A 22381-nucleotide genomic window follows, 5' to 3' on the forward strand; every position below is an offset into this window, starting at 1 on the left:
ATCGTATTTTCGGAACCTATATTACAGCGCAAGCATGATTTCAGACTTTAAGAAACTGTCTATCGTAATCCCTGCCTACAACGAAGGGCCTACCATTCACTTTATTCTAGACAGAGTTAAAGCCGTTGAACTTCCCAACAATATTGAGAAAGAGCTCATTATTGTGAACGACTGTTCCAAGGATGATACCGAAGAAGCCATCTTGCGCTATCAGAAGAACAATCCAGATCTCAACATCCAATATCACAAGCACGAAGTGAATATGGGTAAAGGGGCTGCTCTTCACACGGGTATTGCAAAAGCTTCGGGTGAGTATACCCTCATCCAAGATGCCGATTTGGAATACGATCCAAACGAGTACATCGACTTGCTCAAGCCTATTTTAAATGGTGATGCAGACGTGGTCTATGGATCTCGCTTTATGGGAGGAAACCCACACCGAATTCTATTCTTCTGGCACAGCATTGGAAATAAGATGCTCACCTTCCTATCGAATATGCTCACGAATTTGAACTTAACGGATATGGAAACGTGCTACAAGCTTTTCCGTACGGATATGGTTCAAAATCTGAACTTGAAGGAAAAGCGATTTGGGTTTGAACCTGAAGTGACGGCGAAAATCGCTCGTATTCCAAAAGTTCGAATCTATGAAGTAGGTATTTCCTACTACGGCAGAACCTTTGAAGAAGGAAAGAAAATCAACTGGAAAGACGGCTTTAGAGCCATCTACTGTATAGTGAAGTACAACGTTTTCTCAAAATAGAGAAAACCATAGCATTCCATAAAAAAGAGCGAGTAGGATTTCCCACTCGCTCTTTTTTTATGAAGTTGTAATTTCTCTATTTCGATTTGAATACGGTCCGCAACCTCAAGCTGTTGGTTACCACAGAGACAGATGAGAGCCCCATAGCGGCACCTGCAATCATTGGATTGAGCATGAATCCATACGCGGGATACAATACCCCCGCAGCAATAGGAATCCCGATCAAGTTGTAAATGAACGCCCAGAACAGATTCTGGCGAATGGTATTGACCGTTGCTCGAGAGAGGCGCAATGCATCTGGAACACCGCTTAAATTATCTCTCATCAAAGTGATTCTAGCGGTATCCATGGCAATCTCTGTACCTCCACCCATTGCAATAGACACATCTGCCAGTGCAAGAGCTTGTGCATCATTCACACCATCTCCTACCATTGCCACATGTTTACCAGAATGCTGCAACGCCTCTACGTACTCGTATTTCTCATCTGGAGTGACTTCAGCTTTCACGTGATCGATCCCAACCTCTCTAGCAACAGCAGTTGCAGTAGCCATGTGATCTCCAGTGAGCAAGTGAACGGTAATTCCCTTGTTATTGAGTTGGCGAACGGCCTCAAAAGCTTCCTCCTTGATGGTATCTGAAATGCTGAAAAGTGCTTCCAAGGTTTGATCCTTAGAAAATGCAACAACAGATCTTCCGTACTCTCCTTGAACTACGGTCCATGCTTCTGCTTCATCCGTCCACTCTACCCCTTCTTGAATCAGCCAGCTTGGCTTACCCACGCGGTAAACGAAATCATCCACTTTTGCGATGGCACCAGCTCCCGTAACACTTTCAAAACCATGCAAATCGGGTTTATCTGTATCCGGTTGATGCTCATTGCGAAGCCATCCGACTATGGCTGAGGCCAAGGGATGTTCTGAAAGCTGTTCAATGGCTTCCAATGTGCTCCAGTGAATATTTGAATGAACCTTTAATACTTCCTTTACGGAAGGGTGACCATGCGTAATGGTACCCGTTTTATCGAGAACGACATCAGTAACACGATGACCTTTCTCCAATGACTCTGCATCGCGAATCAAGATGCCATGACGCGCACCGGCACCTACCCCCGCCATGATCGCGGTTGGAGTGGCCAAACCAAGTGCACATGGGCAAGCGATAACCAAGACTGTAATCGCAGCAAGCATTCCTCTAATTACAGCGTCTTCGGCACCACTAAAGGCCCATACTGCAAAAGTGATAATGGCCAAGCCTAGAACCACAGGAACGAATATTCCTGCAATCTTATCCACCAGGCGTTGAACAGGTGCTTTACTACCTTGCGCTTCGCGCACACGCTGAACAATTCTGGCCAATACTGTTTCCGACCCCACTTCAGATGCGCGATAGGTAAGCGTTCCCTTCTGGTTAATGGTTCCCGCTACAACGCGTTCCCCTTCAAATTTAGCAACGGGCACAGGCTCGCCTGTAAGCATGGATTCATCTACATAACTCTCGCCTGCTTCCACATATCCATCTACCGCAATTCTTCCTCCCGGTTTTACGCGAAGGAGGTCGCCCACCATAACATTCTTAACGGCGACGATAATCTCGGCCTCACCTTCCACCACAACCACTTCATCGGGTTGTAAGTCCATCAGTCCTTTAATGGCATCGGAAGTTTGAGAAGTAGCCCTTGATTCGAGTAGTTTTCCAATTAAAATAAAGGAAACGATAACGGCAGCTGCTTCAAAGTAAACATGGGGCTCCATTCCCCTGCTCTCTAGCCACTCGGGCATCAACGTATTGACAGCTGAGAAAACGAAGGCAACACCTGTACTTACAGCCACCAAGGTATCCATGTTTGCATAAAGGTGCTGAGCTTGCTTCCAAGCATTGACGAAGAAGGAACGTCCAAACCAGAAAAGCACAGGGATCGTCAAAATCATCATGGCCATATTGGACCACGATTGTTTCGGAATCAACATGCTCAGAGCAAAAACAGGAACCGAGAAGATCAAAGATCCAATCGTCTTGGTTTTTAGCTCTTTGTAGTGATCTTCTTGAAGCTGACGAACGGTATCGTAAACCTCTTCTGCTCCCTTGTCTGAATCTTCGGGAATGATAAGGTCATATCCCACATCTTGAACCGATTTGCGGAGGTCATCTAGCGTCGCTGAATCATCGTATTCTACCTGTGCGGTATGATTCGCAAAATTCACATTGGCAGAAACAATTCCTTTGGATGACTTCAACGCCTTTTCTACGTTCACTGCGCAAGCGGCACAGCTCATACCAGAAACGGGCAAAGTCTTTGAAGTACTCATATTAGGTGTTTCGTTGTTCTCTACTAAGTTCTATAAAGAAAAACAGAAAGGCACGAGAGATTGTTTAATTCAATCGTCTCGTGCCTTTCATCAATATTATTAATCCTTATTGAAGTTCGTAACCCGCGTTCTTTACAGCATTGCGAAGTACACTTTCATCAATTTCAGTTTGAGATTCTATCTCTGCGGTCGCATCTTGGAGATTCACGTTTACTCCAAGAACACCGTTTACAGATTCCAATGCCTTGATCACTGCATCTTGACATCCGGTACATTTCATACCGCTAACGGAATATTTAGCTTTCATTCTCTAAGAAATTTCAGCGGCTGCGCCTAGGATTTTCTGAATGATTGAAGATTCGGTCATCCCCTCTGCTTCAGCCTTGTAGTTTTTAACAATTCGGTGACGAAGGATTGGTTCTGCCACGGCACGGACATCCTCCCTATCCGGTGAATACTTTCCACGAGTAGCAGCATAGGCTTTTGCACCTAGCACCAAAAACTGTGAAGCTCTTGGTCCAGCTCCCCACGACAAATAGTCTTTCACAAATGCAGGAGCATCTGGATTATCTGGACGAGTATAGGAAGCAATTCTCACGGCGTATTCCATGACTTGATCACTTACAGGCACACGACGAATCAAGGCCTGAATATCCATGATTGTGCGTCCGTCTAGTATGTGTTCCAATACTGGCTTGTGGTCGCCTGTAGTGCCCTTTACGATGGCCACTTCTTCCGCAAAAGAGGGATAATCCACTTGAATATTGAACATAAATCTATCCAACTGAGCCTCGGGTAACGGATAGGTTCCCTCTTGTTCAATTGGGTTTTGAGTAGCGAGTACAAAGAACGGGTCCTCCATTTTGAAGGTCTGGCCAGAGCTCGTTACCGATCTCTCCTGCATGGCTTCTAGTAAAGCCGATTGTGTTTTTGGAGGTGTTCGGTTGATTTCATCCGCCAATACGATATTCGCGAAAATAGGTCCACGAATAAATTTGAAGTGACGGTTCTCATCCAAAATCTCCGCACCGATGATATCCGATGGCATCAAGTCGGGTGTGAACTGAATACGTGAAAACGTGAGACCTAGCACTTCAGAAATGGTATTCACCAGGAGCGTTTTCGCCAAACCGGGAACACCCACGAGCAAGCTGTGTCCCTTACAAAAGATGGAAAGAACTACTTGATCTACAACATCCTCTTGACCTACAATCACCTTGGCAATCTCCTTCTTCAAGTCACCGTATTGATGTACTAACTGGTCAATTGCTTGTATATCCTTACTCATTCTCCACGGTTTGATGTACCATCGTTATTCCAGTCACGCGAGAAGGTACAGTTGTAGTATTCGTTGTTAATGCGGATGTAGGTGTGGTTGATTTTCTCTTTCAACCAGCGGTCCATTTCTTTACCTTGCTTATGCTGAAGCGCCATGGCTTGAAGTCGGCCATAATCCTGCTGCATATTCGCTTGGTGAGGTTCTGTTCTCGAAACGACACGGATGATTCGGAATGCTTCTTTTTGCTCGTCATCGCGCCAAAGTACCGGTTCAGAAATGCCCCCCACGTTCACGCCTTGAATAGCATAGAACACGCTGCGATCCAACGTCGAAACATCCCATTTTGTATCCCCAGTTTGAGGATTCATGAGCATTCCGCGATTGTATCGTGTTCCATCATCTTCAGAATAAAGATCAACGGCATCTTCAAATGAAACATCACCGCGAGAAATCTTCATTCGAATGCTGTCCATTGCATTCTTCGCTTCATTCAAGTTGACATCACTGATCTTGGGTTTGATCAAAATGTGACGTAAATCCAACTCTTCACCTCTCTTGGCAATGAGTTGTACAATATGATAGCCGTATACAGTGCGGAAGGGATCTGACACTTCACCGGGCTGAAGGTTGAACGCCACCGCTTCAAATTCCTTAACAAACTGACCCCGCTTAATGCCTTCATACATCCCACCGTTCTTTTGTGAACCTGGGTCTTCAGAGTAAAGAATCGCCATAGTCGCGAAGCTTCTTCCTTCAAGAATACGTTGCTTGAAATCCTTGAGCTTATCGATTACATATTGCTCCTCCTCTTCATCAATAGCAGGATAGATAACAATCTGGGCCATCTCCACCTCACTGTTGATCAATGGAACAGAATCCTTTGGAATGGTGGCAAAGTACTCCTGTACTTCGGTAGGTGTCACTTCTACATTCTGCGTAATGCTATATTGCATACGCTGAGCAGTCAGTTGATTTCGCATGAGCGGTTTCATCTCCTCCCGGATTTCAGCCATCGACTTACCGTAGTAGGTTTCCAACTTCTTGATATCGCCCCCAAATTGCCCCAATAGCGCTTCCAAACGACGGTTTACATTGCTCTCTACCTCGTTATCGTCTACAATTACACTATCCACTTCCGCATGGTGCAAAAGCAACTTCTCCATGAGTTGATCTTCCACCACATCACAGATTTCTAATGTTAATCCGTTCTGACGGTACTGAGCTTCAAGAGCTTCAAAGCTCCCCTCTACTTCACTCTTCAGAATGATATTGTTCCCCACAACGGCAACAATCCCTTCAGCTACGGTTCCACCCACACCGGGCTGAGCAATCGCAGCAATAGATCCAAAAAGGAATACAGTGAAGAGGTTAATAAATTTCAAAGTCGTTCTTTTCATATGCGTCATTCACTATTCGCTCTTCCATGGTAGCGATTAGTTCTTGTTTTCTCTTATTGAGGATGATGTTCTTGATGGTCGACTGAACATAAGGAAGTGGAGAAACATCATCCGCTATCTTATAATTCAGAATTTCAACGAAATAAATACTAGTACTATCGTTTAGCTCTACGTATTTATTGTGGTTCAAGAACTCTTGTTGATTGTACGTTTGAATGGGAATGAACTTGGACAGGTCGTTGTATCGAACCCAGCTGGTATCCCCAAAACTCGAAGTACGGGCATAATGGAATGCATAATCTTCCAACTCTATGCGATCTTCAGGCTTATTACTCTTGAACCAACGTCGAACTTTGGCCAAATCCGGAGTCTCCGTATTCAGCACCAAATAGTTGAGCTTAAGAATATTCTCCTTAAGCTCAAACTCAGATTGATGAGCGTTGTAATACTCTAAAATTTGCTCCTTAGAAATAGCAGTGTCGAGATGCTCGTTCACAAAGCGCTCCTGATAGGTAAACTTCAGAAGATCATTTCGGTACTGTTGAACAAGCTCTTCAAAATCCTTCTCCTTATCGGCAAGGTTGAACTCTGCTTTCTTGATGATCAACTGTTCCTTGCCCCAGTTGTTGATGTACTTCTGTGCCCAAATCGCGCTGTCTTCTTTGGACAAACCCGAAGGCATCACTTCCTCCAAATCCTCTTGGTACAGTCGGGTGTCATACACACGAGCAACAACATCACCCTTGTCGTCTTCTCCAACGAGAAGTGAACAAGATGATAGTCCAATTGCCAATGCAAACCCTATGATTACTGCTCTCCTCAAAGTTCCGATTCGAGATCTTTCATTACTTCCTCGTTCACTTCAACTTCGTATTTCTCACGAAGTTCCTCTACCCATTGAGTTTCGAGGTATTTCTGATAATCACTGGTCACGATACCCTTGATTTCATTGAATTCACGTGGCCCTTCTGGAATGATATCGAAAACGCCAAAAGTGGTCCATCGAGCATCTTTCTCCCAAACACCATAAGCTCCTTCTTCTCCCTCTGCTTCCTCGTGCAATTCAGCGTTTTGATCAAAGGCTATCTTCATGGTATCGACACGAACGGTCAATTCACTTGATTGATTGTACTTCTTCAATATATCTGATCCACTCATTCCATCTTCTAGATCTTCGAGAACGTCATCCGCAATATCCTCTGACGAAGCAGTGACGCGGACTGCGTGGTAACGCGGACCTACAACATAGTTATCGGTGTGGTTCGAGTAAAACTCAGCCAATCCCGCACTGTCGGCAGCCGACTTATTCCAGATTTTCTCTTGGGTGAGATCAAAGAGAAGAATTCCCTCACGGTACTCATTTACCAAATGGCGGAAGTATGGGTATTTCTCTGCGAGGTGTGCTTTTTCATAAGCGAGCAATTGGTTCTTGGCATAATCTTGCGACAGGCCGTACACGCGAGCTCGGTTGTCGTTAGAAGAACGTTTGCGCTGTTGAATTTCGTTGAGATGTTTTGCGAGCTCTCCTTGTGTAATCTCACGATCGGCGAAAGAATAAACCACTTCTTTGGAATCCAAAAATTCAGAGGCGTCCCAAGTGCCTTCATTGAACTCATCACCTACCGAGTTAATCACTTCCATCAAAGCCTCTTCGTGAACCGTAAACTCGTATTCTTTCTTTAGCTGCTGAATGAAAACGCGCTCTCCGAGGTTTGATCGTGAATCTCTTCCAATCTTTTGGATGAGTTCGTCTTTCATATTTTCGAATGGCTCCAACTCATAGCGATGAATGCGCTTTACGATGTGCCAACCAATCTTTGTTTTGAACGGCACTGAGAGGTCGCCATCTTCTGCCAATCCAAATGAAATCTCCTCGAATTCGGGAAGCATTTCACGCATTCCAAAAGCAGGAAGTACCCCTCCTTTGGTCGCTGTAGTTTTATCATCGCTGTGTTGACGAGCCAAAGTGGCAAAATCTTCACCTGCTTCTAGTTTTGCATAGATCTCATTGATCTTTCTTTCTGCTGCTGCCATTTCCTCTTCGGAAGCCCCTTCAGCCGCATACGCCAAGATGTGAGCGACTTCAATTTTTCCGCGAGAGTATCTGCGATCAGTAGCTTCAATAATGTGATATCCATACTCCGTTCTTACTGGCTTGCTGATTTCACCTGGCTCTAGTTCATAGGCCATTTTCTCGAATGGATACACCATGTTAAAGGCGGTGAACCATCCCAAATCTCCACCTTGACGGGCTGAGTAAGTATCTGTTGAAATGGCTTTTGCTGCACTTTCGAATGTGCGCTGACCGTCCAGAATCTGCTGGCGAATCGTCATCAGTTCATTGTATACCTTCAACGTATCTTCTGGAAGTGCATCTGGCGCGAGGTCTAACATAATGTGGCGAGCGCGAATGTCCCAATGCATATGCTGATAAGCCTCTTGAAGAACTTCTTCATTCACTTCCTTGAGCGTCATGTACGGACGAGCGAGTTGCTCTTGATAAGAATTGAATTCACGGGTGAATTTTCGGGTGGTGTCCATCCCCATCATTTCCGCTTCGTGAACTTTCAGCTTAAAATTGATATACAAATCCAAGTACTCACGCGGAGTTTTAGGATCGATATCTCTGCCAATATCCTTGTTCTTGTTGTACACGTAAGAGAACTCCTCTACAGTAACAGGCTCACCATCAACTGAAAACAGAACAGCTTCTTGAGCCGAAAGTGTAAATGAAATGCCTAGGGCAAGTGCGAGATATGTAAACTTCATACAGTTGTAAATTCTAAGAAGGGTAGCAAATATAAGCAATGAGTGTTGGAGGAACTTGTGAAAAAACTGCTAATAATCAAAAGAAAAAGGCCCTGTTCCTACAAGACCTTTCCTAAGTACATTCTTTCGTTCCGCTCAACGCGGAAAAATGCAATGTATTTAAATCATTGGAAAACTAAACGGCGTGTTTAAGTTCCTAGTTTCTGAGCAGCCTAGACGATAGACTAATCCTATTTCATGGGCTCCATTTACGCCGCCTCCAAAGCTGTTATTGGTGAAATCGTAGCTATATGAAATGGATAGAGGAAATGTCGGAAATGAGTAGCCTATTGCGGTGATGACAGCATCGGGATTCGTACTCGAATACCTTCCTCCTATACCGAACATCCAATTAGAACGAGACACATTGACCATCAATGTGGTGTAACCTCTTCCCTCCTGTTCTTGATGAATGAAATGCGGATTGATGATGGTTCTTGCCCCAGAGAGTGACTTGTGCACCAATATGTTATAGCCAGCCTGTACGCTGTATTTGAGCGGTACGCTAAATTCTTGGGATTCCATAAAGAGGTTCTGAACAGACACGCCTAGGTAATAAAATTCACTGTAAGCAACAATACCAAGCCCCAATCCCATGGATGAGCCAATCCATTGATCATTGGTTGCTGTTGTAGGGGATTGACGAACAAATCCATAGAATTGATCAATCTGATCTGGATAAGATAATCTCCCCGTGTGTATGCGAAGATGTCTATACGAGGCTTCCATCCCAAAGGAAAAATTCAGGTACTTATTAACGGGTAACTGATAGGAGTACTTTGCGTCCAGATAGGTTATTTCGATTGCATCATTATTTTGAGAATCATAGATATACTGCAAACCCAATCCTCCGTTTAATGAGGAAACCTGAGCATCATAAGAGCCACGAAGAGTTTGATATACACCTAAAGATGGAAATTGATTCCGATAGTTCAACGTGATATTCTGACACGTAGAAAGCCCAGAAAAGGCAGGATTGAAATAAGTTCTATTCGCATTAAGTTGACCAAAGAAAGCATCTTGGGAGTACCCTGAAACGAACACTAACACACTTGTCAATAGAAGTATGGAACGAAGCGGTTTTAAAATCATGAGGTTGAGCGTTTAATCTCACCAATTTAAAAAAAAAGAGGCTCCGAAGAGCCTCTTATATAGCGCACTACCTAATTAAAGTAATTGAACCGCGCTCTTCTTTTAACTTCCCTCCTTCAGATCGATACTTCAACACAAAGAAGTAAACGCCTTCTGGAGATTCATCTCCCTTAAAGGATCCATCCCATCCTTCATCTGGAGTATTGGTATGGAACACTCGGTTACCCCATCTGTCTACAATACTCAAATCGTATTCAGAAGCATCTTCAAACATTGTATGAGGTTTCCAAACTCTATTTTCTGGAATTGAGCTGTTCGGAGTAAATGCCGTTGGGAAGAATCCTCGTGCATCAAGATCTACGCACACCTCATTTGAGTAGCTCGTCATAGGGTTTCCACTTTCGTCGAGATATCCCAATGGGTTGTTGGCTTCAACAGCTGCCACACGATAACAGAACACGCCTTTACCATTTCCAAACTGACGGATATTATCAGAATAACTGGTCTCGGTAATATCATTGGCTACCAATACCCAATTCGGTGAATTGTCCGCTTTGCGGTAAACATTGTAATGATCTACAATTCCACCATAATCGCGGTAAGCATTCCAAGTCAACTGGTTGGTGAGGTTCTCGTTTGAGCTCACTTCCAGTAGAATATTGGTACCGAAGTTCGATACGGTATCAACTCCTCCACAGGAATTTGCACTTCGAATGCGATAGATATATCGAGCTTCATCGGTATTGGCACTGAAATCTACAAACTTGATATGGAACGGAGCGGCTGTAGGCATTGGCACAACACCAACGGTCTGCCATGGCCCGAGCGTATCTTCGGCTCTTTGAACCTGATACTCCTCCACATCTGCTCTGCCGTCGATAAACGCCCATACTTCTACGGAACCATCAATCTGTACTGTTGTTCTTGCCAAGTACTGTAGCTTCGATTGAATGATCACATCACTTTGAATACAGTATTCATTTGAAGTTGAAGTCACTAGGCCAGAGGTATCCGTTGCAACAATGTAGTAGCAATACTCTGCACCTGACAAGAGGTTCTCTTGGATGAACGTCGTGTCATCACCTGGGTTGGTTCCAATTAGAACACCCGTGTTCGTGGTACCGCCAACTGTCACATCGGCCATCACTTTGTAGTTATCTACACCACCAGGCCAATTGTTGTATTGATTCCATTTCAATTCAATACTGCCTTCACAGACATCTAGGAGTCCATCTAAGAACAAGGTTTGATGGATGAAAACTTCGCTCGTATCACTGTAGTTGTAACAACTGTCCCTACTTACTACTTTGTACCGTTCGGAAGCAATGGTTGGATCCGAGGTCGCCAAAGTATATGGCAAGGTGATCGGCACTGGAATCACTTCCTGAACCTGCCAAGCAGTTCCATCGTGAATCAGCACGTGGTATTCAACAACATCGCCGTACTTGGTCGGTTTGAAATCGATCACCGTTTGACCGTTATTGACCGTTACATAGTTGATATCTAACACGTCCTCGTTAATCTTATCTGCCAGTGTATCTGAAGCTAGGAATGATCCACAACTCCCTGCAATTCGAATCTGATAATCAACCGATTCTCTACACAAGTTGATGGTATCGTTGTAGTTTCTGTCGTTGGTTTGACCTAACATTTGCCAATCATTGGCTCCTGTAATTTGTCTCCAAATCTCATAGGTAAATACCATACTTGAATCGGCACTTGGCGCATTCCAAGACAACTTAGCTACATATGGATCAATGGCTGGGAAAGGCACCATTACCGGGCTGATAGCAATCAAGGTATCTGAAGGATCACTTTCTTGTTCACAGCCACCATAGGTTCTCATGAAGTAGTACAATTCAGCCGTATCTGGATTGAGGTCTGTATAAGCTACATCGCTGTAGTTATAAATGGTATCTAATGGTGAGAAGTTGTTGCCATCCCCTCTAAACACCACATAGAAATCGAAGTTCTGAGCGGTGTCTTCAGGAATAGGCGGAGTAAATCCGAGAGACATTGATTTGGTGGTTGGATCGTAATCCAGACACTGCGACATGGTTGGTGGTACTGGATCTGGTGAAATCACATTAATCCTTGCTGAAATCAACTTAAAGGAAGGAGCTGGACAGTAGTTATCCTCCATTTTAAAGTAGAAGAGATAGGAACTCTTCGGCTTTCCACAGGCCACCGTAGTAGAATTCAAGTGATCACAATCCGTCTGCCAACTGAAGTCTACGTTGTTGGTGAGCGTTGTGGTCAGTGAGTTTTGTGGAGCTGTTGGAGTGATAGTTGCACAAGGCGGATTAACGATACAGTTATTGGGGTTGCCCAATGGTGTACCTAGGTTACCCCCTACTCCAACGAACTTAATGGTTTGAGGTGTCCAGTTCGCATCGAAATCAGAGTCTACGGATTGCATCCTAAAGTGGATGTATTCCCCGGCGTACACCGTCATTTCGTAGAAGGTTGTGTCTCCGTTAACAACCACGGGATCCAATTGTGGCATAGGTAATGGATCGTTGATCACCTGTAGCGTTGGAGGTACGTTAGATGGGTTGGTAGGAGATGTGACACACGGTAATAAGATGACAGGAATGTCTCTATAAACCTCGGCAACCTTCTGGTTACACTTATAGGCCGTTACCTTCATACAAGTGGCATACTTCCCGGTTAAGTTGGTATTAATAACTACCTGACCGGCATCTTGAGCAAAGCTTTGAATCCCTGGAAGAGGGTTATTGTAACTATAGCCATTGGTGAAGTTAACTGTATTGTTTAGTGAAGTATACAATGGCTGAGCCCAGTCAAAGTAGAGTGAATCTAATTCTTCATCAAAGGCAAAGTTGTTAAAGGCAAATTCATAATCGGTACAGGTTACCACTTTAGGGGCCTGAAGGAAAAGTGGTGAGTTGTCATAACAAGGGTTGGCATTCATATTACCTGAACCGTTGTTATAAGGGAACATAAATGCTCTCAGGAAGTAGTCACCACTTACGATATTGGCCATTCCACTAGGTCGAGCACTTTGTTGCCAGGTAAAGTACCATCCCGACGCTGGTGGAACACCGTTTAATACCACAGCAGGTGTTCTGTAAAGGTATTCTTCTATGGCTCCTGTTTGAGGGTTCCCACAGTTAATGTTATCCGAGCCTGTACAATTAGGACCGCTAGGTGATACATCATGCGGATAGCCTGTTACAAGAGTAAGGGGCATACTTCCCGCAGGAGAGTTTGAATTCAGGTTACCTGGAGGAGGCATAGGTATACCTGTACAGTCGCGATAAATTCTCAAGAAGAAAACATATCTACCACTGGGTTGACATTCCCACCAGATTTCTCCCCCCAACAAGTGAGAAGCAGAAAGACTGAAGGAACCGAGCAAAATAGTGAGAGTAATTAATAGCCTTTTCATTGCTTTTGGTACTATGATTTGTTCGAATGTATTTCGGTTTTTTATAACAAAAAAGGAAAAGCTGCATCAGTCAGTTAACGAGTATTTACGGTAGTTTTCGCTTACTCAGTGGAGTGATTACTTCACGAATTGAGAATCTCATTTGAGCTTTTCGATAAATAAAAAAAGCCCCCCGATTCTCATCGGAGGGCTTCTCATTTCTATACTGGATAGCTTATCGAAGAAGAGTAAATGTACCTCGTTCTTCTTTCAGTTTTCCTGTTTCAGCCTTGTAACGAACCAAGAACATATATGCTCCAGCTTGAGAGGCCGTTCCTTTGTACGTACCATCCCAACCTTCGTCAGGATTCGTTGTACGGAACACCTCTTCACCCCATCTGTTTTGGATGATGAGCAAGTAGTTGTCTTGATCTTCGAACAAGTTCATCGGCTTCCAAACTTGGTTCTCAACATTTGTACTTGTAGGACGGAATGCTGTTGGGAAGAACCCACGTGCATCGTGATTCAAACAAGCTTCGTTAGAGAATGAAGTAAATGGCATTCCTGTTTCATCTACAAATCCAAGTGGGTTTGCAGCTTCAACCGCGGCTACACGATAGCAGAACTGTCCTTTACCGTTACCAAACTGACGGATGTTATCGGTGTACGATGTATCCTGTACATCGTTGGCAACAAGCACCCAGTTAGGAGCTCCATCTACCTTGCGGTATACGTTGTAGTGATCTACAATGCCACCATAATCGCGGTAACGGTTCCAAGTCAACTGGTTCGTCAAGTTATCGTTCACATCTACTTCAAGTAAGATATTCGTACCGAAGTTCGAGATGGTATCCGCACCACCACATTCGTTGGTACTTCTCACACGATAGAAGTAACGTGTGTCATCTGTGTTCGCGCTGAAGTCTACAAATCTAATCTGATAAGGAGCAGCAGTAGGCTTAGGAACCACACCGATGTTCACCCATGGTCCGAGCGTATCTTCAGCACGTTGAACTTGGTACTCAAGTACATCGGCATTTCCATCGATGAATGTCCATGTTTCAACCGAACCATCCAATTGCACAGTAGCGCGAGCCATGTACTGAACTTTTGATTGAATCACGATACTTGAGTTGATACAGTACTGACTAGAGTAGCTCGTATCCATTCCAGTGGTATCCACCGCTCTGATGTAGTAACAGTACTGTGCACCTGACTGAAGGTTCGTGTGGATAAACGTAGTATCTGTGGCAACGTTTGTTCCAATAAGTACACCTGTTTGCTGTGTACCACCTGCTGGAGTAACGTCGGCAAGGATTTCATACTCTGCTGCACCACCTGGCCAGCCTTCGTATTGATTCCACTTCAGCTCCATGATACCATCACACGGATTCAAGTCACCGCGGAGATACATCGTTGTATGAGCAGGTACAATCAGGTCACTACTCTGGTTACCACAACTATCCACTGAAACTACTTTATACGTTTCGGCTTGTTGGTCAGCTGTTGAAGTTGGCACCACATAAACGGTAGGGTTACCCACAGGAATGTTGGCTACATTCACCCAACCAGCACCAGCCTGTCTTTCCAATACAAGGTACTCTAGCACATCACCACTGTTGGTTGGAGGCCAAGATAATTTAGCCATACCCCCTTCTACTGTAGCGTATCCTAAATCGAGTTTATCATTGTTGCTTTGATCGGCAAAGTATCCCGAGTCCGTCCGGGAGTCACAGACACCAGCCATCCGAATTTGGTATTCGAGGTTGTTACCACAGATGTTTACGGTATCACTGTAAGTTGTATCTGTAGTTGTACCAATCATACCCCAAGTACCTGTAATCGCTACACGTCTCCATACTTCGAACGTATCAGCAGCAGCCTCGTAAGTGTACTTCGGACTGTTCCATTCCAATTGAGCCACATAAGGGTTAGTTGGAGGGAAAGCAGTTACGCGTACAGAAACTACAGAGATTGTATCAGAAGAGAACGACTCTTGATCACATCCACCAAACGTACGTACGTAGTAGTAGTTCGCTCCTGGAAGTGGCGCAGGGTCAGTGTAATTCGTTGTCAAGTAATTGGTTACCGTATCGTATGGAGCAAAGCTTGAACCGGATCCTCCACGGTAAATAACGTAGAAGTCAAAGTTTTCACCAGTATCCGATGGGGCTGGCTCAACATAGTCAAAGCTCAGTGTTCCATCTGTATTTGCCTGAACACACGAGTTCGTCAAGTCCGGCGGTTCTGGAGATGGACTCACCACGGTAATCCTAGCTGTAATCAGCTTAAAGGACGGAGCTGGACACGAGTTATCTTCCATTTTAAAGTAGAAGAGATACTGGTTCTTCCGTGTACCCCCTGCCGATGTCGAATAGGAAAGGTGATCACATGTGGTTTGCCAATCGAACTGAACGTTATTCGTACTTGGTGAACTATAACCGGTTTGCGGAGAAATCGGTGTTACAATTGCACAAGGTTGTTGGAATAAACAGTTCGTTGTACTGTTCATAGGATCTCCCAAGTTACCACCTACTCCAACGAACTTAATCGTTTGAGGCAACCATGATGGAAGGAAGTCATAATCCTGAGACTGCATATTGAAGTGAATAGCCTGACCAGCATTCACTGTCATTTCGTAGTAGATGGTATCCTGACCTTGAACTACTGGGGTCAATTGCGGAGCAGGAGCTGGATCGTTAATCACCTCCAAAGTTGGTGGTGAGTTAGTCACACCTGGACATGCAACCAATACAATTGGAATATCGCGGTAAACCGATGCTACACGCTGACCAAACTTGTATGCATCTACTCGCATACAGGTAGCATACTGACCTGTCAAGGTGGTGTTAATCGTTACCTGACCCGCATCTTGAGCAAAATTCTGAATACCTGGAAGTGGGTTGTTTGCAGTGTATCCACCAACAAAAGCTGCTGGAGCCGTTGCTGACACTAGTGGATCATCCCAATCGAAGTAAAGTGAATCCAAATCTTGGTCGAATGCGAAGTTGTTGTACGCAAACTCATAACCTGTACAGGTTACTACCTTTGGAATCTCAAGGAATCGAGGAGATGAGTCGAAACAAGGGTTAGCATTTCGGTTACCTGTACCATCATTAAATGGATACATCGTAGCACGCAAAAAATACCCCGGTTGTCCCGACAAGTTGGCGGTTGCAGGTCGACAACAAGAAGACCAGCTGAACGTCCAACCCGATGCAGGTGGAACCCCCGACAAGGTTACCGGTGTAGAAGTTCTCCAAACGGCTTCTTCAATGGCACCTGAACCTGGAGTGGTTGCTGTAGCACAGTTGATGGTTGAACCACCATCACATTCCGGTGATGCATCTCTTGGATACCCCCCTACAACGTAGTATGGGTCATTGATATCCGTAAGAATAGGAAGACTAATGCTTCCCAAAGGTCCACCACTAATGGTTTGGTTACCGCTTGGCATAGATGCACCACTACAATCGCGATACAATCTCAAATATAGATGGTATTTACCGGCATGAGGACCAGTCTCAATACATCTCCACCAAATTTCACCTCCGAGCAAGTGCGATCCAAAGCTCTGAGTAGTGAGCATCAAACCGAACAAGAGTAATAATATTCTTTTCATCATCTGTTTACATCGATGTTTACCTGCTAAAATACCACTTCTTATTTAAGAAAAAACCTATACAACCTATATGATACTAACGAGTTATTTACCGATGGATTACACCTCGTTAAAGCATTGGGCCAATCTAGCTCATCGCTAGAAATACAGCGGTAAGTAGCACAATGGCTACTAGACCAAATTGTGCCCATTTCAACATAAAAGGACCCGGACGATGAGTGAGAGGAAAGTTTTCTGAGTTAACCAACTTGTAATTGAAATAAGCTACAATAGGACTTGTCAGAAAGGAGGTGATCATCGCAATTTCAATGAGATCGGTCATCCGATCAGCGAACAAACTAACGAGGGTCCACCCTCCTAAGGCTACCACAAGAACAGCACCCCAATATCCAAGTCCCTTTGTGTTTAATAGCGATCTAGACAATTCCAAGGTGGTTCTTCCATATCCATCAAAAACACTGAGAGTGGTACTGAACATGGCCGCCGTTGCTGCAGTCACGATCACCATTTTGAACCCAGAGCCTAGTGTATCGGTGTATATATCGATGAGTGCCCCTGTAAATCCTACAGCTCCTGATGGAAACTCGACAGCGTTGCCGTACATCAACATCACCCCTAATCCCAAGAAGAGAAGAGCCGAGATGGCGCTGAGCCAATAACCAATATGGAAATCCAGAAGTACGCTCTTCAAACGCTTTACATCACCTCCTGAACCGTTCTTCTCTACCGTCCAGATGCTATTCCACACACTTAAGTCTACCGCCGTTGGCATCCATCCAATGAGCGCAATCGTAAATACGAGCGTCTCTCCCTGAGTAAAATCGGGAAGAACAAAATTACCTCCCCTTCCATGGTCTGAGAAGGCAATCACAAAAGCGACTAAAGTTGAAATCGCCAGTATAGTTGTGATTATTTTTATACTGATATCAAGGAAGGCAAACTTACCAAAGGCCAGCCATAGAAAGCAAAGGACGAATATCGATGTGGTAATGACCTCTATAGATACGTTGAGTCCAAGTAAATGAGAAGTGAGACCTGCCGTTACAATGGACACAGCCCCCGTCACGGTGAACATTGAGGCCAAGGTGGACAAAGCATAGATCCATGTCACCCACTTCCCCATCTTCGTATAACCCGAAATAAGAGATTCACCTGTTCCTTCTGCGTAACGTGTACCAAACTCGAAGAAGGGAAACTTGATGATATTGGCAAATAAAATGATGATGGCAAAGCTCCAGCCGTACTCTGCACCTGCGCGAGTGGACTGAACCAAATGACTCACGCCAATCGCCGTAGCGGCAAACAAAAGACCTGGACCAAATACTTTACGCATGCCAAAAGATAAGATTCAGAATGAGGATAAATGAAAAACCCCCGCACTTTCGCACGAGGGTTTCACTAATATAAAACGTTGTTTAGTCTTTCAAGATATTTCTTGAAATCACCAACTTTTGAATTTCCGTGGTTCCTTCTCCAATGGTACAGAGTTTAGAATCACGGTAGTATTTTTCTGCTGGATAATCCTTGGTGTAACCGTAGCCACCGTGGATTTGAATGCCATCTGTACTCACTTCAACAGAAATTTCTGAAGCGTAATACTTGGCCATTGCAGATTCTGTAGTGACAGGCTTACCGGCATCTTTCAACTGCCCAGCGTGTTGAATCATCAATTCAGCACCGTGAATTTTCGTAGCCATCTCTGCCAACTTAAAACCAATAGCTTGGAACTTTGAAATCGATTGTCCGAACTGGTGACGCTCCTTACTGTAAGCCTTTGCCGCAGTGTATGCTCCTTTGGCAATTCCCAATGAAAGGGCAGCAATGGAGATGCGACCTCCATCCAATATCTTCATGGCTTGAATAAATCCTTCACCAACATTTCCAAGAACATTCTCTTTTGGAACTCGGCAGTTGTCGAAGAATAAGCACGCAGTTTCCGAGGCGCGCATTCCAAGTTTATTTTCTTTTTTACCTCCAGAAAAGCCAGGGGTACCTTTTTCTACTACAAAGGCAGTCATTCCGTGAGAATCGCCTTTCTCGCCTGTACGGGCAATCACTACGGCCACTTCACCAGAAATAGCGTGTGTGATGAAGTTCTTTGAACCATTAAGCACCCAATCGTCACCGTCTTGCACTGCTGTAGTAGCCATACCTCCGGCATCAGAACCTGTACCTGTTTCTGTCAAACCCCATGCGCCAATCCATTCAGCGGTAGCCAATTTGGGAATCCAACGCTTCTTCTGCTCTTCGTTACCGAAAGTCAAAATGTGGTTGGTACAAAGACTGTTGTGAGCGGCTACCGACAAACCGATAGATCCACAAACTTGTGAGATTTCATCAATAACTGCGATGTATTCAGCATAACCCATTCCCGCTCCATTGTATTCTTCGGGAACCAAAACGCCCATGAATCCTTGTTGACCCATTTGACGGAATAATTCTACTGGAAAGGTTTGAGCTTCGTCCCACTCCATTACATGTGGACGAATATGTGTTTCGGCAAACGAACGAGCACTCTCGCGAACGAACTTAATCGCTTCTTCGCGCTCAGGGCTTAGGATAGTGTGCATGTTGAATTCTATTTAACTCAGGGATTGCGAAAATAACTAATGAAAATTGATTTTGTTCGAAGTTTCACGTTTACCTCGCCACATTTAGCAGAATTTTCAGAACCTAAACGCTTAAAAAAAGAAAAGGCGCCCCATCGGACGCCTTTCCCCTCGTTTAAATAAGAACTAGAAACCAATAACTGCTTCGAGCATGAATCCGTCGAACTTACCCTCTTGAAGAACAGATCCGTTGAATCCGTCTCCAGAGTATTGTTGGTTCACATATTCAACTTTAACCATCACGTTGTCGGTCATAAACCAACCACCGCCAAAGTTCATTCTGCTAATTTCTTGATCGGCAGCATTCTCGCTAGCGTTACCAGTTACAAGGTTGTAACGGCCGCCTAGGTAAAATCTTTCCTCAGCTCCAAAGCGATAGAGAAGTTCACCTGCCAATTGGGTATAAGAACCACCGGTTACAGTTTCGTTCACATCTCCCATCACCATTTCGTAGATACCGAAGAACTCAAGTCCTTTCCATTTTACAAATGGGTTGATTTGGATACTGCTGAACTTAGTAAAGCTCGGAGCGAAACGACCACTTCTGAAGTTGTCAGATCCTCCTTCTGGAGTCATCACCCAGTAGTAACGTGCACCTGTACGGTCGCCTTTGTAGAGGTAAGTACCGTTGCCAAAGGTTGGACTGTTCAAGAATGATCCAGTCAAACGCACACGGAGATCGTCGTTCAATTGGCTATCGTAACCCAACTTACCGTAGATAGATGGACCTAGGTCTTTGTCGCCACTGTTTACAGTTTGATTCAAGTTACCATTAGATACACCCACTACACCAATGAAACCATTGGTTTGGATGTTCACTTCACCAAATGCTTCCGTAGTAAAGGCATCCATGATGTAATTACCTACAAAAGGGTTGTAGATGGCTCTCGCGTTGTCAGAACGTCTGAAGTGTGCATCACCGTAGTTGATTTCATCCAAACCAATTTTAATGGTTGCGATATCCATGAATCCACTGAGGAATCCCTCTTGGATGAAATCGAGTTTGTCCATTTGGATGTATCCACCTTTCACCCATGCTTCATTATGGTGACGAGAAGATAGATAAGTAACCAAGTTCATTCGAACCCCATCTGCCAATTGAACATCAATATTCAAGTTCGCAGTAGGTAGGTTGAAGTTTGATGCCATATCAATCAAGGTGTCCCCTGATCCTGTTTTATGACTCAATCCTTGGAATTGTAGGGCAAAATCGCCCCCTACTCTCACTTTTAGTCCAGTGAAAGGAACGTTATTTTGCTTAGGAGTTTCAAAGACATTTAGTCCTTCTAAGCCAGCAGGACGGAAGTACTGCATTTCAGGTTGTTGAGCAAGCGCAGGTACGGCAGTTAGAGCAGTTAGCGCAATTACCCAAGTACGCATTCTTGAAAGTTTCATGATCGCGGTAGTTAAGGAATTGTTACAGTTTATCGTTTTAAGATGAGCGCAAAGTTGATGTTGACCTCATCGGCCACCTTCATGGCTCCGAACATAAAGCTTGGAGCGCTCATGCCATGTTGAGAAAATTTTACGCTGTGGGTTCCAGAAAGCTTGATGCTTCCATCACTCAGCTTCGTAAAGTTCGCTTGTACATTGATGTTTCTTTTTACACCGTGAATGGTCAAATCGCCATTCACCGTAGCACGACTTCCATTTAATTGATAGGTTTTCATGACAAACACGATATCTGGATAATCTTCAGCTTCCAGAGATGCATGCATTCTCTTGTTCATCAATCGGTCGCCACTATCCATAGATTCAACCTTGAATACCAGGCGTAAGGATTGAAGTTCATCGTTGGCCACAGTAGATGCCGCTGTAACCTCAGTTACTTTAGCAGACCAATCATGTACATTGGAGGTCCCTTCCACTGTGAATTCAGAGTTGGGACTCATTTGGTAGCTCTGTCCGAATGCAGATAAACCCATTGCGAAGGCCACCGCTGTAGTAAGGAATTTTAGACTTTTCATTTGAGCACGTTTTACAGGTATGAAAGTACTGTGAGTAAATACTTCCGTTACTGCCATTCATCATGTACAAGCATGACTTTTATCATATCATATAATTCGTCAACTTTGCGAAGCAAAATCAGTAAACACCATGAAAAGCAAGCTATTCGTCGCTTTACTCCTACTCCCACTTCTATCTTTAGGGTGGGGACAGACCGGTCACCGTGTTGTTGGAGAGATCGCAGATCGTCATATGTCACCAGAAGCACGAGCAAAAGTGCTCGAGATTCTCGCAGGAGAATCACCTGCTATGGCGAGTAATTGGATGGACTTCATCAAGTCGAATCACGACTACGATCACATGAAGAAGTGGCATTATGTTACCATTCCCGACAGCATTGACTACCACGAAGCTGACACCCCACATGGTGGCGATGCTTACTTGACAATACTCCGTATTATAGAAGAGATAGAAAGTGGAGAGTTTCACGGTTGGACGGAAGCAGAAGCATTGAAGAGCCTCATACACTTAGTGGGTGATCTCCATCAGCCTCTACACGTTGGAAATGGTGAAGACCGCGGCGGAAATGATGTCCGTGTAAAATGGTTTGGTGAGCCTTCTAACCTTCACAGAGTGTGGGATTCGGAAATGATCGATGGTCAGCAGTTGAGCTATACTGAATACACCAATTGGGTAGACGTTGCGACGCAAGACCAAATCTCAAAATGGCAATCTGACGACATTCAAATATGGATGGAAGAGTCTAAAGCAATGCGGGAATCGGTTTACGACATTGAAGATCCCGAACGCTTGGGTTATCAATACAACTACGATCACATTGCAGAATTGAATGATCGATTACTCCGAGCGGGAATCCGACTGGCAGGAATCCTCAACGAATTATATGGATAAAGAGAAAGCGCGCCGCAAAATTGCGGCGCGCTTCGTTTAAATCCCCCCTGTTTTATCGCGATATCATTAGTATCTGCCTCATCTTGTCAGGCTGTATTGAATATTCCATATTCACGCGCCGCAAGAGAGATCTAATATCCTGTTTCTAAGTCTCATATAAAAGACCCTTAGGTTAAATCTTACGCACTTCACCGTTAAGAAGATTCCTACAATTTGTGTCATTTGGTAAGTATTTACTCTTGCAAGACAGTCT

The 22381-nt window shown here is 44.4% G+C and carries 15 protein-coding genes; 2 read left to right on the plus strand and 13 right to left on the minus strand.

Annotated elements, in window-relative coordinates:
- Positions 1-34: 34 nt before the first annotated feature.
- Positions 35-763, plus strand: a complete 729-nt coding sequence (locus F8C82_RS05560; RefSeq protein ID WP_151692558.1) for a glycosyltransferase family 2 protein — start codon at positions 35-37, stop codon at positions 761-763.
- Between the two features lie 76 nt (positions 764-839).
- On the opposite strand, the gene F8C82_RS05565 is transcribed toward F8C82_RS05560, so the two are convergent.
- From F8C82_RS05565 to F8C82_RS05625, 13 genes are all read right to left on the minus strand, one after another.
- The gene (locus tag F8C82_RS05565; RefSeq protein ID WP_151692559.1) at positions 840-3071 is read right to left on the minus strand and encodes a heavy metal translocating P-type ATPase; all 2232 of its coding nucleotides are present in this window, start codon (positions 3069-3071) and stop codon (positions 840-842) included.
- A 106-nt stretch (positions 3072-3177) separates the two neighbouring features.
- Complete coding sequence (locus tag F8C82_RS05570) at positions 3178-3378, minus strand: heavy-metal-associated domain-containing protein (protein ID WP_151692560.1); 201 nt, start codon at positions 3376-3378, stop codon at positions 3178-3180.
- A 3-nt stretch (positions 3379-3381) separates the two neighbouring features.
- The gene (locus F8C82_RS05575) at positions 3382-4359 is read right to left on the minus strand and encodes an AAA family ATPase (RefSeq protein WP_151692561.1); all 978 of its coding nucleotides are present in this window, start codon (positions 4357-4359) and stop codon (positions 3382-3384) included.
- Positions 4356-5732, minus strand: coding sequence for a peptidylprolyl isomerase (locus F8C82_RS05580; protein ID WP_170266164.1), 1377 nt, complete (start codon positions 5730-5732; stop codon positions 4356-4358). Before F8C82_RS05580 ends, F8C82_RS05575 begins: the two co-directional genes overlap by 4 nt.
- Complete coding sequence (locus tag F8C82_RS05585) at positions 5719-6570, minus strand: hypothetical protein (RefSeq protein ID WP_151692563.1); 852 nt, start codon at positions 6568-6570, stop codon at positions 5719-5721. Before F8C82_RS05585 ends, F8C82_RS05580 begins: the two co-directional genes overlap by 14 nt.
- Positions 6567-8516 (minus strand): peptidylprolyl isomerase, encoded by a 1950-nt coding sequence (locus tag F8C82_RS05590; protein WP_151692564.1) that lies wholly within the window; start codon positions 8514-8516, stop codon positions 6567-6569. The genes F8C82_RS05585 and F8C82_RS05590 overlap by 4 nt, the downstream gene beginning before the upstream one ends.
- A gap of 159 nt (positions 8517-8675) precedes the next feature.
- A complete protein-coding gene (locus tag F8C82_RS05595; protein WP_151692565.1) occupies positions 8676-9647 on the minus strand; it encodes a PorP/SprF family type IX secretion system membrane protein in 972 nt (323 codons plus the stop codon).
- A gap of 67 nt (positions 9648-9714) precedes the next feature.
- A complete protein-coding gene (locus tag F8C82_RS05600; protein WP_151692566.1) occupies positions 9715-13059 on the minus strand; it encodes a T9SS type B sorting domain-containing protein in 3345 nt (1114 codons plus the stop codon).
- Positions 13060-13273: 214 nt separating this feature from the next.
- Positions 13274-16663, minus strand: a complete 3390-nt coding sequence (locus tag F8C82_RS05605; protein ID WP_151692567.1) for a T9SS type B sorting domain-containing protein — start codon at positions 16661-16663, stop codon at positions 13274-13276.
- A gap of 124 nt (positions 16664-16787) precedes the next feature.
- On the minus strand, positions 16788-17993 hold the full coding sequence (locus F8C82_RS05610; RefSeq protein ID WP_151692568.1) for an Nramp family divalent metal transporter: 1206 nt from the start codon (positions 17991-17993) through the stop codon (positions 16788-16790).
- Between the two features lie 82 nt (positions 17994-18075).
- Positions 18076-19230: an acyl-CoA dehydrogenase family protein gene (locus F8C82_RS05615; RefSeq protein ID WP_151692569.1), complete on the minus strand. Its 1155-nt coding sequence runs from the start codon at positions 19228-19230 to the stop codon at positions 18076-18078.
- A 165-nt stretch (positions 19231-19395) separates the two neighbouring features.
- On the minus strand, positions 19396-20664 hold the full coding sequence (locus F8C82_RS05620; protein ID WP_151692570.1) for a hypothetical protein: 1269 nt from the start codon (positions 20662-20664) through the stop codon (positions 19396-19398).
- A gap of 29 nt (positions 20665-20693) precedes the next feature.
- Positions 20694-21236, minus strand: coding sequence for a YceI family protein (locus F8C82_RS05625; protein WP_170266165.1), 543 nt, complete (start codon positions 21234-21236; stop codon positions 20694-20696).
- Between the two features lie 130 nt (positions 21237-21366).
- On the opposite strand from F8C82_RS05625, the gene F8C82_RS05630 reads away from it, so the two are divergent.
- Complete coding sequence (locus tag F8C82_RS05630) at positions 21367-22128, plus strand: S1/P1 nuclease (protein ID WP_151692572.1); 762 nt, start codon at positions 21367-21369, stop codon at positions 22126-22128.
- Positions 22129-22381: the final 253 nt, after the last annotated feature.

The organism is Phaeocystidibacter marisrubri (genome assembly GCF_008933165.1).
In the GTDB taxonomy this organism is placed as follows: domain Bacteria; phylum Bacteroidota; class Bacteroidia; order Flavobacteriales; family Schleiferiaceae; genus Phaeocystidibacter; species Phaeocystidibacter marisrubri.

Coding starts and splice junctions, on each gene's coding strand:
- F8C82_RS05630 (WP_151692572.1), top strand. CDS start 21,367: ATGAAAAGCAAGCTATTCGTCGCTTTACTCCTACTCCCACTTCTATCT.
- F8C82_RS05625 (WP_170266165.1), bottom strand. CDS start 21,236: ATGAAAAGTCTAAAATTCCTTACTACAGCGGTGGCCTTCGCAATGGGT.
- F8C82_RS05560 (WP_151692558.1), top strand. CDS start 35: ATGATTTCAGACTTTAAGAAACTGTCTATCGTAATCCCTGCCTACAAC.
- F8C82_RS05610 (WP_151692568.1), bottom strand. CDS start 17,993: ATGCGTAAAGTATTTGGTCCAGGTCTTTTGTTTGCCGCTACGGCGATT.
- F8C82_RS05600 (WP_151692566.1), bottom strand. CDS start 13,059: ATGAAAAGGCTATTAATTACTCTCACTATTTTGCTCGGTTCCTTCAGT.
- F8C82_RS05620 (WP_151692570.1), bottom strand. CDS start 20,664: ATGAAACTTTCAAGAATGCGTACTTGGGTAATTGCGCTAACTGCTCTA.
- F8C82_RS05590 (WP_151692564.1), bottom strand. CDS start 8,516: ATGAAGTTTACATATCTCGCACTTGCCCTAGGCATTTCATTTACACTT.
- F8C82_RS05615 (WP_151692569.1), bottom strand. CDS start 19,230: ATGCACACTATCCTAAGCCCTGAGCGCGAAGAAGCGATTAAGTTCGTT.
- F8C82_RS05570 (WP_151692560.1), bottom strand. CDS start 3,378: ATGAAAGCTAAATATTCCGTTAGCGGTATGAAATGTACCGGATGTCAA.
- F8C82_RS05595 (WP_151692565.1), bottom strand. CDS start 9,647: ATGATTTTAAAACCGCTTCGTTCCATACTTCTATTGACAAGTGTGTTA.
- F8C82_RS05605 (WP_151692567.1), bottom strand. CDS start 16,663: ATGATGAAAAGAATATTATTACTCTTGTTCGGTTTGATGCTCACTACT.
- F8C82_RS05575 (WP_151692561.1), bottom strand. CDS start 4,359: ATGAGTAAGGATATACAAGCAATTGACCAGTTAGTACATCAATACGGT.
- F8C82_RS05565 (WP_151692559.1), bottom strand. CDS start 3,071: ATGAGTACTTCAAAGACTTTGCCCGTTTCTGGTATGAGCTGTGCCGCT.